This window comes from Pseudomonas sp. RIT778, from assembly GCF_019718735.1.
GTDB classification, from domain to species: Bacteria; Pseudomonadota; Gammaproteobacteria; order Pseudomonadales; family Pseudomonadaceae; genus Aquipseudomonas; species Aquipseudomonas aphyarum.
The window spans coordinates 20581-34455 of sequence record NZ_JAIHBA010000026.1 but is presented as its reverse complement, the minus strand read 5'-3'; the positions used below and the strand labels follow the sequence as shown (position 1 = coordinate 34455).

15 protein-coding genes are annotated in these 13875 nt (G+C 59.8%); 8 read left to right on the top strand and 7 right to left on the bottom strand.

The genetic code is table 11. From position 1 onward, the window contains the following. Positions 1-42 precede the first annotated feature (42 nt). From K5E37_RS18800 to K5E37_RS18790, 3 genes are all read right to left on the bottom strand, one after another. Positions 43-399, bottom strand: coding sequence for a hypothetical protein (locus K5E37_RS18800; RefSeq protein ID WP_007950973.1), 357 nt, complete (start codon positions 397-399; stop codon positions 43-45). 84 nt (positions 400-483) lie between these two features. After that, complete coding sequence (locus K5E37_RS18795) at positions 484-2337, bottom strand: DUF4105 domain-containing protein (RefSeq protein WP_221534805.1); 1854 nt, start codon at positions 2335-2337, stop codon at positions 484-486. A gap of 91 nt (positions 2338-2428) precedes the next feature. Then, on the bottom strand, positions 2429-2917 hold the full coding sequence (locus K5E37_RS18790; RefSeq protein WP_007950971.1) for a DUF3015 domain-containing protein: 489 nt from the start codon (positions 2915-2917) through the stop codon (positions 2429-2431). A gap of 300 nt (positions 2918-3217) precedes the next feature. Between K5E37_RS18790 and K5E37_RS18785 the strand changes: the two genes are divergently transcribed. Further along, the gene (locus K5E37_RS18785) at positions 3218-5656 is read left to right on the top strand and encodes a Lon protease family protein (protein ID WP_085608705.1); all 2439 of its coding nucleotides are present in this window, start codon (positions 3218-3220) and stop codon (positions 5654-5656) included. A 313-nt stretch (positions 5657-5969) separates the two neighbouring features. Continuing rightward, a complete protein-coding gene (locus K5E37_RS18780; protein WP_007950969.1) occupies positions 5970-6299 on the top strand; it encodes a hypothetical protein in 330 nt (109 codons plus the stop codon). Between the two features lie 27 nt (positions 6300-6326). Here the strand turns inward: K5E37_RS18780 and K5E37_RS18775 are convergent, their stop codons facing one another. Beyond that, a complete protein-coding gene (locus K5E37_RS18775; RefSeq protein ID WP_221534804.1) occupies positions 6327-8156 on the bottom strand; it encodes a hypothetical protein in 1830 nt (609 codons plus the stop codon). 162 nt (positions 8157-8318) lie between these two features. Here K5E37_RS18775 and K5E37_RS18770 point away from each other — a divergent pair, with 162 nt between their 5' ends. The 3 genes from K5E37_RS18770 (at position 8319) to K5E37_RS18760 (ending at position 9992) form a co-directional block, all read left to right on the top strand. Next, positions 8319-8807, top strand: coding sequence for a TIGR00645 family protein (locus K5E37_RS18770; protein ID WP_007950967.1), 489 nt, complete (start codon positions 8319-8321; stop codon positions 8805-8807). A gap of 135 nt (positions 8808-8942) precedes the next feature. Beyond that, on the top strand, positions 8943-9248 hold the full coding sequence (locus K5E37_RS18765; RefSeq protein ID WP_085608703.1) for a DUF6482 family protein: 306 nt from the start codon (positions 8943-8945) through the stop codon (positions 9246-9248). 126 nt (positions 9249-9374) lie between these two features. Then, entirely contained in the window at positions 9375-9992 is a 618-nt protein-coding gene (locus tag K5E37_RS18760; protein WP_007950965.1) for an FKBP-type peptidyl-prolyl cis-trans isomerase, read from the top strand. 49 nt (positions 9993-10041) lie between these two features. On the opposite strand, the gene K5E37_RS18755 is transcribed toward K5E37_RS18760, so the two are convergent. From K5E37_RS18755 to K5E37_RS18745, 3 genes are all read right to left on the bottom strand, one after another. Then, positions 10042-10299, bottom strand: coding sequence for a hypothetical protein (locus K5E37_RS18755; protein WP_007950964.1), 258 nt, complete (start codon positions 10297-10299; stop codon positions 10042-10044). Positions 10300-10506: 207 nt separating this feature from the next. Then, on the bottom strand, positions 10507-10848 hold the full coding sequence (locus K5E37_RS18750) for a zinc ribbon domain-containing protein YjdM (protein WP_007950963.1): 342 nt from the start codon (positions 10846-10848) through the stop codon (positions 10507-10509). Between the two features lie 124 nt (positions 10849-10972). Beyond that, on the bottom strand, positions 10973-11941 hold the full coding sequence (locus K5E37_RS18745) for a polyprenyl synthetase family protein (RefSeq protein ID WP_007950962.1): 969 nt from the start codon (positions 11939-11941) through the stop codon (positions 10973-10975). Positions 11942-12180: 239 nt separating this feature from the next. On the opposite strand from K5E37_RS18745, the gene rplU reads away from it, so the two are divergent. The 3 genes from rplU to cgtA form a co-directional block, all read left to right on the top strand. Further along, entirely contained in the window at positions 12181-12495 is a 315-nt protein-coding gene (rplU, locus tag K5E37_RS18740; protein ID WP_007950961.1) for a 50S ribosomal protein L21, read from the top strand. 34 nt (positions 12496-12529) lie between these two features. Next, positions 12530-12787 (top strand): 50S ribosomal protein L27, encoded by a 258-nt coding sequence (rpmA, locus tag K5E37_RS18735; RefSeq protein ID WP_007950960.1) that lies wholly within the window; start codon positions 12530-12532, stop codon positions 12785-12787. Between the two features lie 193 nt (positions 12788-12980). Further along, on the top strand, positions 12981-13875 hold an 895-nt coding region (gene cgtA / locus K5E37_RS18730; protein WP_221534803.1), incomplete at its 3' end, for an Obg family GTPase CgtA.

Sequence of the window (13875 nt, the reverse complement as noted above, 5' to 3'; positions counted from 1 at the left end):
ATGGTCGCAGGCAAAAGGTTTCGCTGGATGTCTGGAAACGACCTACTGCGAACGATAAGCCCGCGCTGCGCCCTGATCCTTTTCCTGCTGCCAGGCGCGCTCGCGCTCGTCCCAGTGCTCGTTGCGATACTGTTCGCGATCCTTGTTTTCCAGCATCGCCTGACACTGGCGGAAGCCGTCGCTCCAGCCTTCGGCGTATTGCTTGTCCTTGAGATAGCGCGGCACGTTCTTGCGAAACTCGCCGCTGATCGAACCGGCCGCCTGCCGACCGCTGATGCAACCGTCATCGAACCCGTCGGCGAACGCCGGTGGATAACCCTTGGCAATCAGATCTTCGTGGGTGCTCTGACAGCCACCCAGCAACAGCAACACGCCCGCAAAAACCGCACACCGCCACATCACACTCTCCCGGGCCGTTAAACGGCTGATAGGGAAAGTCTAGAAGCGGATTCGTCGATGGGGCGTGAAAGAAAGATCAAAACCTCAGTAGTGATACCACTTCACTTCCAGCATCACCTCGGTCTCCGGCGTGGCCAGATGGCTGAACTCGCGCTGGGCGCTCAGGCGCAGGCCGAGGTTGCGCGACAATTCCCACTGCTGGTTCAGACTCAGGCTACGGCGCACTTCACCATTGAAGAAGTAATCACCTTTGGCCTCCAGGCTGAGATTGCCCAGCGGGTTTTTCCACAACACGCCGGTATTGAAACCGCCTGCGGGGGAAACGAACTCGGCGAAATCATTGTTGTGTTCAACGCGCACCGTGCCGAGGGCAAAACCCAGCACATCGTCACCCAGCGCCCAGGTGCCGCCACCGCCACCGTTGACGTGGCTGACCAGCGTCTCGTCGTCATGCTTGCCCGGCACGCGTTCAAGACCACCGGTGACTTGCCACGACAGCGGCTGCAACAGCGCATTGCGCGGCGTCAGCGAACGGATGGTCGCCAGATCCAGCTGCTGGAACTGCCAGTGATTGCCTTCGAACTGGCGCAGCTTCATCTGCAGGATTTCGATCTGTGCGCCGAGGGGGAAACTCTCGGCGTTGTCGTTGAGGTCGTGATAGGCCATGCGCAAGCCGTACTCGCCGAATGCGCGGTCACCGCGCGTGCCGAGACCGGCTTGCCAGGTGCGCGATTCGTGGCCGTCTTCCGGCAGGCCCGGTTGTGGAATTTGCAGCTCCGGCGCCGGGTTCTTGTTGATCGCCCGCAGCAGTTCGAAACTGCGCTGCGCTCGCTGTGGATCACGTTCCTGGCCGTTGGCGCGGTAGCGCTCCAGCCGATACGCGGCGTCGATGATCAGCGCTTGCCGGTCGCGGGGCAGGGCCTTGAAAACCGGATCCTGCAATTGCTGTTGATCGGCGCTGACTTTCAGCACCCAGTCCTGTTCTTCGCCGCTCAAGGGCTCGGCGCGGCTGAGCAGTTCGCGCTCGCGGGACGGGCGGTATTCGATGTGTTCGACCAGCCCGGCTTCTTTCACCGCTTTGACGGTGTCGGTCGGGATCGCGGTCAGCGGGAATTGTTCGGTCAGGCGCAGGCTCGGGCGCGCCACCTGCAACAGTTCGAGCAGGCGATAGGAGCAGTTTTCATCGAAGAAGAAGTAGTCGAACTGGATCTGCTTCAACTCCCACACATGCTCGACCATCCGCGCGGTTTCGGCTTGCGTCAGATTGAGCCGGTACTCCCACAGGTCGCGGTTTTCCAGACTGCGGTATTCCGAAAGTTTTTCCTGATAGGGCACCAGCGCGAACAGCCCCGGATAGCCGCCCATCAGGCCTTTCCAGGCGTAAAGAATGCTGTTGTCCGAACCTTCGATGTAGGCGCCAAAGTTGATCGCGTAACTGAGCAGCGAAGTCTTGTCGCTCTGCACGTCAGCCTGGTCGATGCGCAGCAGGGTGTGGCCGAACATCGACGACGGGCTGTTGAGGTAGGCCGCCGGGAAAATCATCACCGCGCTGTGGGGCGAGACGTCCTTGAACCACTTCTTGAATTCGGCGCAGTCCGGCGTCGGCAGATCGGTCAAGTTGAGTTGATCCTTCAACCAGCGGGTGCGTGCCGGGTAGACGCACTGGGCGTGTTGCTCACCGAGACTGGCGGGGGCGTACAGCGCTTGCACGGTGGCCGCCAGTTCATGGTCGGGGTGTTCGTTGCCGTTGGCGGCAAGAAAGAATTTTTTGTCGCTGACGTAGCTGCGCCAGCCTCCGAGCTTGGCGGTTTCGTAATGACCGAGGGAAATCCAGAAGCGGTCGTTGGCCAGTTGCTGCAAACGTTGAGGGTCAATGTGAGGCGCGGCGGACAGCGGGGCGCAGACACACAGCGCCAGCCAGGCAAGGCGTTTGAGCATAAATGGCAACTTAAGTCGAAAGAAACAAAGCCCAGGAAGGGCGGGTCGAAAAAATAAAACCCGCTTCCCGAAAGAAGCGGGTGGGTCGAGCTTAAGCCTGAGTCGCGTACTTGGCCAGACGTGGGTCTGCCTTCAGGACGGCCAGGGTGTTGGTATGCACGTCTTCGGCGGTCACGTCAGCCTTGCTGAAGATCTGCTGGAAGTGCTCGTGAGTGACGGCGGCGAAGTGCGCACGGTCTTCCGGCGCCACGCCCAGTACCACGGCATAGGTCGTCAGCGCTTCGCCGTTGCCCTTTGCCATGTCTTCGGACAGCTCGTTCATCATGCCATTCATGGCAAACCAGGATTTGCCGCCGTAGGTCAGCGATGCGTTGGTGGAGCAACCGTTGGTGCCGGACGTCATGCCGAATGTGGCATTGCCGGAGGTGCCGTTGGTGGTGGATGCCAGGAAGTGAGCAGGGGTGCCACGCTGACCTTCGAACAGCATGTTGCCCCAACCGCAATCCGGGCCGCCTGGAGCTTGCGCCATTGCGTTGATGGATACAGCGGTGAAGAGAGTACCGAGAAGAATCCGTTTCATAGCTTTGTTCTCTTTGTGTGCATACCAATGGACAGGGTTCTGGCCCCCCAAGCTCTGTAGAAACAGATCCAAACGAAGCCAGTGGGCCGGTATTAGTTCCAGCCGCGCAGTTTGGAGTTTAGGCACGTTCCCGGGGTTCCGTGATTTTTTACAAAAGATTTGGCGATACCCCCGGTTTCACTGGGGCTGCGTCAAGGTTGGGCGGTTGTCTATGCTTTGTCGTATGGCGCGCCTTGCCAGTGGGGCTCGGGCAGCGCCAGAATGCCGCTATCTGCCCCGCCTGATTGTTAAGGAAGCCCGATGCCTGATCCTGTTGCTGCCAGCTTGCGTCTAGCGCCCGAAGCGCTGACCCGTCCGTTTTCCGCTGAACAGTTCAGCTTCACTACCACCAATGATCTGGAGCCCTTTCGCGGTGTGCTCGGCCAGGAACGTGCGGTCGAAGCCTTGCAGTTCGGTGTGGCCATGCCACGCCCCGGTTACAACGTATTCGTCATGGGCGAGCCCGGCACCGGCCGTTTCTCGTTCGTCAAACGCTACCTGAAGGCCGAAGGCAAACGCCTGCAGACCCCGGCGGACTGGGTTTACGTCAACAATTTCGATGAGCCGCGCGAACCCCGCGCCCTGGAACTGCCATCGGGCAGCGCCGCCGCCTTCATCGGCGACATCAACGGCCTGATCGACAACCTGCTGTCGACCTTTCCAGCGGTGTTCGAGCACCCGTCCTACCAGCAGAAGAAGAGCGCCATCGACCGCGCCTTCAACCAGCGCTACGACAAGGCGCTGGATGTCATCGAACGTCTGGCCCTGGAAAAAGACGTCGCCCTGTACCGCGACAGCAGCAACATCGCCTTCACCCCGATGCTCGAAGGCAAGGCGCTGGACGAAGCCGAATTCGCCCAGTTGCCGGAGACCGAGCGCGAGCGCTTCCACGAGGACATTTCCGGCCTCGAAGAACGCCTGAACGAAGAACTCGCCAGCCTGCCGCAATGGAAGCGCGAGTCGAGCAACCAGCTGCGTCAGCTCAACGAAGAAACCATCACCCTGGCCTTGCAGCCTTTGCTCGCACCGCTGTCGGAAAAGTACGCGGAAAACGCCGCCGTCTGCGGTTACCTGCAAGCGATGCAGGTCTATCTGCTGAAAACCGTGGTCGAGCAACTGGTCGATGACAGCAAGACCGACGCTGTCGCGCGCAAGCTGCTGGAAGAGCAATACGCCCCGAGCCTGGTGGTCGGCCATCCGGCCAGCGGCGGTGCACCGGTGGTGTTCGAGCCGCATCCGACCTACGAAAACCTGTTCGGCCGTATCGAGTACACCACCGATCAGGGCGCGCTCTACACCACCTACCGCCAGTTGCGTCCGGGTGCACTGCACCGCGCCAATGGCGGTTTCCTGATCCTTGAAGCAGAAAAAATGCTCGGCGAGCCGTTCGTGTGGGATGCGCTCAAGCGCGCCCTGCAATCGCGCAAGCTGAAGATGGAATCGCCGCTGGGCGAGATGGGCCGTTTCGCCACCGTGACGCTCAATCCGCAGCACATTCCGTTGCAGGTCAAAGTGATCATCATCGGCGCCCGTCAGCTGTATTACACGCTGCAGGACCTCGATCCGGACTTCCAGGAGATGTTCCGCGTTCTGGTGGACTTCGACGAAGACATCCCGATGGTCGACGAAAGCCTGGAGCAGTTCGCCCAGTTGCTGAAAACCCGCACTTCGGAAGAAGGCATGGCGCCGCTGACCGCCGACGCGGTGGCGCGTCTGGCGACTTACAGCGCGCGTCTGGCTGAACACCAGGGGCGTTTGTCGGCGCGGATCGGCGATCTGTTCCAGCTGGTCAGCGAGGCGGATTTCATCCGGCATCTGGCCAACGATGAAATGACCGACGCCGGCCACATCGAGCGTGCGCTCAAGGCCAAGGCCACCCGCACCGGTCGGGTGTCGGCGCGGATTCTCGACGACATGCTGGCGGGGATCATTCTGATCGACACCGACGGCGCGGCGGTCGGCAAATGCAACGGCCTGACCGTGCTCGAAGTCGGTGACTCGGCGTTCGGTGTGCCGGCGCGGATTTCCGCCACGGTGTACCCGGGCGGCAGCGGCATCGTCGACATCGAGCGCGAGGTCAACCTCGGCCAGCCGATCCACTCCAAGGGCGTGATGATTCTCACCGGGTATCTGGGCAGCCGTTATGCACAGGAATTCCCGCTGGCGATTTCCGCGAGCATCGCGCTGGAGCAATCCTACGGCTACGTCGATGGCGACAGCGCGTCGCTGGGTGAGGCGTGCACGCTGATTTCGGCGTTGTCGAAAACCCCGCTCAAGCAGTGCTTCGCGATCACCGGCTCGATCAACCAGTTCGGTGAAGTGCAGGCGGTGGGCGGGGTCAACGAGAAGATCGAAGGCTTCTTCCGTCTCTGCGAAGCACGCGGGCTGACGGGCGAGCAGGGCGCGATCATTCCGCAGGCCAACGTCGCCACCTTGATGCTCGACGAGAAGGTGCTGGCGGCGGTGCGTGCCGGGCAGTTCCACGTTTACGCGGTGCGTCAGGCCGACGAAGCGTTGAGCCTGCTGGTGGGCGAGCCGGCCGGTGAGCCGAACGAAGAGGGCGAATTCCCGGAAGGCAGCGTTAACGCGCGGGTAGTGGAGCGCCTGCGAGTGATTGCCGAGATGATCAGCGAAGAGGATCTGAAAGAGGCCGAGAAGGAACTGGCGCAGGAGGCGCTGGCGGAGGCCAAACCGGCCTGATATCAGTCTCCTTGTAATGCCCCTGTGGGAGCGAGCTTGCTCGCGAAGGCGTCCTGTCAGTCGACGAAAATGTTGCCTGATGCGCCGCTTTCGCGAGCAAGCTCGCTCCCACAGTTATTTCGGGTGCAATCATCGAAAGTGCCATCACTCTGGCGTCAATATTCACACAATGACCATTCGGCGCCTTCTGGTTCTGTGCGGCTTGCGCGGCGGACTTTTCTTCTATTCTCTGCTCAAGGACATCGACAGTATCACTGGATCGAAACAGCTCTTCAGCAAGGGCTGAACACCGGCTTTACCGAGGGTCGCCGCCATGTCGCGCAACCTCTGCCTCACCCGTCAATGCCTGGGTCTCGTGACCCGTATCGAATGCGCCATCAAGCCGTTGGCCGGCGATAACGGCATGTGGACGTTGCTCTTCGCCGCCGGCATGGCCGGTGAACAACCTTCCGCCATCAAGGCCCAGGGCCCGTTCCACGGGCCGATCGCCGCCGAGTCGATTCTCGACACCATCGTTGAAAGCCTGACGATGCACGGCTATGAGCTGGCCAATGATCCACAGATCTGGTCGTTGCATCTGCAGGCGCAGTTGCGGCAGATCAACGGTGGGCGCGGACGCAGCATCGGCACTTTCGATCACTAGATCATCAGCGCCGACCATTAGCGTCGATCAGGGCGCAGCGCCCTGGGTCTGCGCCTTGTCGAGTTTGACCTCAAAGCCGTATTGCACGGTGGCGAGGTCGGTTCGCTGATAGGTTTCCACGCGCGTCGGACGGCCGTAGAAATAATGCACGCCGAATAACGCTGGTCCTTCAGCGCTTGCGTCGTGGCTGACCGACAGAATCTGTTTCAGATAATGACCGCTGTCGTCCTTGACGAAGAATCGCCATTCGTTGGCGGGGTATCGCTTCAAATCCACCACCAGCGCGTTGTTTCTGATTTCGAGCCCTTTGGGCAGGGCCTTGGCTTCGTAAGCCTGTTTGTCCACCGTGGCCAGGAACAACGGCATCGAGCCGACGGCAATCGCCGGGGTTTCCGGGAACAGGTTCAGGTCGTAGGTGATGGTCGCCTGTAGCGGGTCGACCTGATACGCCTCGGGCGGCAGTTCGATTGGCTCGTCGAGTTTGCCGTTGTGCTTTTCAGTGAAGAACGTCACCGGGCTTTCGCCGGGGCTGAAGTCGTCGCCGAGCATTTCATCGTTGAAAGTTTTGCGGTGGTCGAACTCGATGCGCGCGGCGCTCGGCTCTTCAACCGACTGGCGGATATGAACGCCGCTTTTCAGCTGTTCTTCAGTCAGAGATGCGCCCTTGAGCCAGTCGGGCGCCTGGTCGTCGTAGACAGTGATCGGCAGGTCGAGCGGCTGCACGGTTTTTTCCGTGGTGTGCGGATCGAATTCGCGTACGGGCAGATCCAGGGCCTTGCGAGTGACGGTCGCTTCGGAAAAATCCAGCAGGCTGACTTCAAGGGTGTCGATCGGGCCGTTGAAATACACCTTGTTGTAGTGGTGCGGGTGCTGCTGTTCGAAGGCCTGTTGTTCATCGTCCAGCTTTTTTTCCAGCGTCTCGCTCCAGGCTTTTTGCTGTTGCAGGTACGCCAGCTGCTTTTGATAGAACGCTACCTGCTCGGGGTTTTCGTTGATGGCGCCGGCACGCACCAGATACTGGCCCGTCGAGTCGCGGGCCTGAACGATCAACGGATTGAGCCGGGTGTTGGCGACTTCCGGGGCGAGCGGCAACTGGTTGCTGAACTCGAGTTCGGCGTAGTGCGTGTCCAGTTTCAGCAGGGTTACGTTGAGGTTGCCGTCGGAGCGGGTCTGGCCGACGTCCTTTTTATCCAGATTGAAACTGTGCAGGCGTTTCGGGGCGATGACTTCCACCTGGCCTTGCAGGCTGACCGGGCGCGGCAGGTTCTTCTTGTCGACATTCAGCCCTTCGATGAACGGGTAGGTGACGGTCAGGTCATCGGGGTTGGTGACGTTGGAGCTGGACGGACTCAACTGAATGCCCGGATCGGTTTCCGACCATTCCGGCTGATAGGCGATGACCCGTTTGTTGCTCAGGGTTACCGATTGCCATTCCACGCCATGGGGGAACAGAAAGCCGCCGGGGATGTTGAGCACGAAAGGGAACACCGGTTGCAGGTCGGTGAGGTAATCGGAACTGGAATCCTTGTGCAGCACAAACAGGCCATTGATGAAGGTGTCCACCAGCGCCTGGGGTGTCGGGTAATGCCGGAGTACGCCGAGGGCGTCTTCGCCGTATTCGGTCCGGGACGGTTTGTTGTCGAGTCGCTGTTGCGCGCGTTCGAGCAACAGCAGCGAGCCGCCGAGTTCGGTCACGGCGTCCTTGAGTTTCGGGTCGGTGATGGCGTCCAGCGATTGCTCGAACTGCGCGGTCTTTTCTTCGAGACTGACGGCGGGTTTTTCATCGCCGGGCGAACACCCGCCCAGCATCAGGGCGAAGCAAATTCCGGCAGTCGTTATCGGCAATCGCACATCCATTTCCAGTCGTCCTGTCCACTGTCGCTGGGCTGTCAATGGTTTGGACACTAGCAGAAAAACTTTGACACACACACGCAGGTGGCGGATTTCCGGGCGGTTTCTGGCTGTCATGGGCGGCTGGTATACTCGCCGCCGATTTCAACCCTTCTTGTGTGAGAGTCAATGGAACGCTTTATCGAAAATGCAATGTACGCCACGCGCTGGCTGCTGGCGCCGATCTACATCGGGCTGTCCCTCGGGCTGCTGGCGCTGGCATTGAAATTCTTCCAGGAAGTGTTTCATGTCATTCCCAACGTCTTCTCCATGGCCGAGTCCGAGCTGATTCTTGTGCTGCTGTCGCTGATCGACATGGCGCTGGTCGGCGGCTTGCTGGTGATGGTGATGATTTCCGGCTACGAGAACTTCGTGTCCGAGCTGAACATCGATGAAGGCAAAGAGAAGCTCAGCTGGCTGGGCACCATGGACTCCTCGTCGCTGAAGATGAAAGTGGCGGCGTCGATCGTGGCGATCTCCTCGATCCACCTGCTGCGGATCTTCATGGACGCCAAGAACGTCGATCCCGAGCACCTGATGTGGTACGTGATCATCCACATGACCTTCGTGATCTCGGCGTTCGCCATGGGTTATCTGGACAAGCTCACCAAGCACTGATGAGCTGACGATTGCTGTAACAAAACCGCCCGTCTGTTGCGAAACAGACGGGCGGTGTCGTTTGTGGCTTGTACTTTGATCGGCCGAGGCATATCCCTGTAGGTCTCAAGGCTCGCCACCGTGTGAGGTGCGTTCATGAACCTGCAAGAGTTGAATGCGTTTGCCGTCGCCAGAAAGGTCGACGAACTGAACCTGATCTCCATGGAAGGCGGGATCTACCTGCTTGAAGCCCGCATGCATGGTGCGGCGTATCCGCTGAGCGACCCGCAGGGGAAAATGCTGATGCTGCGTTCGGTCGAGCATGCCCGGGATGTGCTGCATAACTTTCCGGTGCTGCCGTTCAACCTGGTGCACACCTCGGTGCACGATGAAATGTGCGGTCTTGGCGCCAGTGGCGAAGAAAGCCTGAAGGTGCCGCTGGCCTGGCGATCCGCGCTGTAGGCCCGAGGGCCTGATCAATGCCGGAACATCTGTGCTAGTCTGCTCGCCCTTTTGGTTCCGGGCGCGCCGGGACGCGCTGTGTACGCACGGCATGTCCTGAGGCCGTCCGCACAGCGGAGCAGTGTCATGTCCGAAGTAAATCTGTCCACCGACGAAACCCGCGTCAGCTACGGCATCGGCCGTCAGCTGGGTGACCAGCTGCGCGACAACCCGCCACCGGGTGTCAGCCTGGACGCCATCCTGGCTGGTCTGACCGACGCATTCGCCGGTAAGGAAAGCCGTGTAAGCCAGGAAGCCATGTCCGCCAGCTTCAAGGTGATCCGCGAGATCATGCAAGCCGAAGCCGCTGCCAAAGCTGAAGCCGCTGCTGGCGAAGGCCTGGCATTCCTGGCTGAAAACGCCAAGAAAGAAGGCATCACCACCCTGGCTTCCGGCCTGCAGTTCGAAGTGCTGACTCAAGGTGAAGGCGCCAAGCCGTCCCGTGAAGACACCGTGCGTACTCACTACCACGGCACGCTGATCGACGGCACTGTGTTCGACAGCTCCTACGAGCGTGGTCAGCCGGCTGAATTCCCGGTTGGCGGCGTTATCGCTGGCTGGACCGAAGCCCTGCAACTGATGAATGCCGGCAGCAAATGGCGTCTGTACGTGCCGAGCGAACTGGCTTACGGCGCTCAAGGCGTTGGCAGCATCCCGCCGCACAGCGTTCTGGTGTTCGACGTCGAGCTGCTCGACGTTCTGTAATCCCGTTACCCTGCACAAGCGTGGCTTGTGCAGGGTTTCTCCGTCGTTCTCATACTTCGATCTTGTTGTGCAGTTCACTGGTCGGGCGCAAGGCCCGGGCATAGCAGAACAGGAACAGATTGCGCACCAGCTCCTTGAGCACCAATGGCTCGCTGGAACTCAGGCCGCTGACGTCCAGATCCCCTTGATCCTGCAACTCGTGCAGGGCTTCTTCTTCCAGTACCGCGCAGACTTCACCGGTTTCCCGATGCAGGATCCTGAGGTACGGGTGCGGGCGATCCAGCCAGGCGTCGATCAAATAAGTCATGGGTCTCATCTCCATTGAAGGGGTTTCAATGAGAATAATTCTTATTCGTCAAATAGCAAGCGCCTATTGGCGGTTTGTGATTTTTTGCGGGTAAAGATTGCGTAAGGTCAAAACGGCTGGCGCTTGGCTATCGCGAGGATTTGCTGGGGATTGCGGGGGAGGGCGAAGCTCCATCCCACGGCGGGCGCGGGATGGAAGACAGCAGAATCAGACTTTTCTGACGAACTCGGATTTGAGTTTCATCGGGCCGATGCCGTCGATCTTGCAGTCGATGTCGTGATCGCCATCGCACAGGCGGATGTTCTTGACCTTGGTGCCGACCTTGACCACCAGCGAGGTGCCCTTGACCTTCAGGTCCTTGATCACGGTGATGGTGTCGCCGTCCTGCAGGACGTTACCGACCGAATCCTTTTTCACGGCATCGTCGGATGCCACTTCGGCTTCACCGCCGGCAGACCACTCGTGGGCGCACTCCGGGCACACCAGTTGGGTGCCGTCTTCGTAGGTGTATTCGGAATTGCATTTCGGGCAGGGTGGCAACGTGCTCACTAAGGCTCCTTGGAGAGGGGATCGCTAAAAGTCGCACATTGTATAGGGTTTTAGCCGCTGATGGCAGGCAACAAAAAACCGCAGGCTCCGACGGAGGCTGCGGTTTTTTATGATGCGGCGTTGATCAGTGCGTGCGGGCGACCGCGAACTCGCTCAGCTCAACCAGTGCATCGCGGTATTCGCTGGCCGGCAGCGCGTCGAGGCACTTGATCGCGCGGGCCACGTAGTCACGGGCCAGTTGCGCGGTGTATTCCAGGGAGCCGGAGGCTTCCACGGCGATGCGGATGCTTTCCAGGTCTTCGATCCCGCCTTTCTGAATCGCCTGGCGTACCAGTGCAGCTTGCTCTGGCGTGCCTTCGCGCATGGTGTAGATCAGCGGCAGGGTCGGCTTGCCTTCGGCCAGATCGTCACCGACGTTCTTGCCCAGGGTTTCGGCGTCGCCCTTGTAGTCGAGCAGGTCGTCTACCAGCTGGAATGCCACGCCCAGGTGGTCACCGAAGGTACGCAGCGCTTCGCTCTGCTCGGCGGTGGCACCGGCCAGCGCGGCGGCGCTGTGGGTCGAAGCCTCGAAGAGCATCGCGGTCTTGCCGCGGATGACTTCCATGTAGGTTTCTTCAGTGGTGCTGGCGTCGCGAACCTTGGACAGTTGCAGCACTTCGCCTTCGGCGATGATGCGCGTGGCCTGGGACAGGATCTTCATTACCGGCATCGAGCCCAGTTCGACCATCATCTCGAACGAGCGCGAGTACAGAAAGTCGCCGACCAGTACGCTCGGGGCGTTGCCCCACATGGCGTTGGCGGTCGAACGGCCACGGCGCATGCCGGACATGTCGACCACGTCGTCATGCAGCAGGGTCGCGGTGTGCAGGAATTCGATGGTGGCGGCCAGCAGGCGCATGTCGTCGCCTTCGCGACCCAGGGCCTTGCCACACAGCAGCACCAATAAAGGGCGCAGGCGTTTGCCGCCGGCCGACGTGATGTAATCGCCGATTTTCGATACCAGCGGCACTCGGGAAGTCAGCTGCTTCTTGATGATGCCGTCGACGGCGCTAAAATCGTCCGCCACCGCGCGGTAGAAAGCTTGGGGTTGCATCAGCGACAGGTGCTCCAGAAGGGTTGCGCGGCATGCTAGGACCCACGTCCGGGCCTGTCAAGGCGCGATGGACGGCCCCTTGCATGACTTCGAAGGCTTGCGTACAATCGCGCACCCTGAACTTCCTGGGCAGCACCTGCCTTACGCAATTGCAAACGGGCCTCCAGCCCATTGCAGCCATGCCAGCCAATACCTCTTCTTATAAAGAGCTGGGTGAGCAGGATTATCGGAGAAATACCATGTCTTATGCAGTAATCGTTACTGGTGGCAAGCAGTACAAAGTTGCACCAGGTGAATACCTGAAGATCGAAAAACTGGAAGTCGCTACTGGCGAATCCGTAACTTTTGATCGCGTTCTGTTGGTTGCCAATGGCGACGACGTGAATATCGGCGCTCCAGTTGTTGCTGGCGCTACCGTTGTGGCTGAAGTGATCTCCCAAGGTCGTCACGATAAAGTCCGCATCATCAAGTTCCGTCGTCGTAAGCACCACATGAAGCGTATGGGCCACCGCCAGTGGTACACCGAGATCAAAATCACCGGTATTCAGGCTTAATTTCAGCCTAATTCCTCACTAGGAGAATTGACTCATGGCACACAAAAAAGCTGGTGGTAGTACCCGTAACGGTCGCGACTCAGAAGCCAAACGCCTTGGCGTGAAGATGTATGGCGGCCAGGTCATCAAGGCCGGCAACATCATCGTGCGTCAGCGCGGCACCCAATTCCACGCTGGCTACGGCGTTGGCATGGGTAAAGATCACACTCTCTTCGCGAAAATCGAAGGCGTGATCAAGTTCGAAGTAAAGGGCGCTTTCAACCGCCGTTACGTGAGCGTAGTCGCGGCTTAATCGCGAGTATGCTGGAGAAGCCCTGTCTTGCGACGGGGCTTTTTCGTTTGTGGGGTGAGTCTCTTGCAAAGCTGTTTGTATGGGCTGTCGGCGTGCGATGCAGGTCGTGAGTTGGGGTCGCTGCGCTCATTTTTGCAAGAGTCTTATGTCTTGATTGTTTTTCGGCTCGTCCGTACGGCGAGAGGCGTTGGTTATGAAGTTTGTTGATGAAGTATCGATCCGCGTAAAGGCTGGTGACGGCGGCAATGGCTGCATGAGTTTCCGTCGGGAAAAATTCATTGAAAACGGCGGTCCGAACGGTGGTGACGGCGGTGACGGCGGTTCCATCTTCATGATGGCCGACGAAAACCTCAACACCCTGGTGGACTACCGTTACACCCGGCACTTCGATGCCGAGCGTGGTTCCAACGGTGGCAGTACCGACTGCACCGGCAAGAAGGGTGAAGACCTGATCCTGCGCGTGCCTGTCGGCACCACCGTGATCGACTCCGCCACCCAGGAAGTCATCGGTGACCTGACCAAGGCCGGTCAGAAACTGATGGTGGTTCAGGGCGGCTGGCACGGTCTGGGCAACACCCGTTTCAAATCCAGTACCAACCGTGCGCCGCGTCAGACCACCCCGGGCAAGCCGGGCGAGCAGCGCGACCTGAAACTGGAAATGAAGGTTCTGGCTGACGTCGGCCTGCTGGGTCTGCCGAACGCCGGTAAAAGTACCTTTATCCGTTCGGTATCGGCTGCCAAGCCGAAGGTCGCCGATTACCCGTTCACCACTCTGGTGCCGAACCTGGGTGTTGTCAGCGTCGATCGCTGGAAGAGCTTCGTCATCGCCGACATTCCGGGGCTGATCGAAGGCGCTTCCGACGGTGCCGGTCTGGGCATTCGTTTCCTCAAGCACCTGGCGCGTACTCGTCTGTTGCTGCACCTCGTGGATATGGCGCCGCTGGACGACAGCAGTGCGCCGGACGCCGCTGAGGTAATCGTCAACGAGCTGATCAAGTTCAGCCCGTCGCTGGCCGAGCGTGATCGCTGGCTGGTACTGAACAAGTGCGACCAGATCCTCGAAGAAGAACACGAGGAGCGGGTCAAGG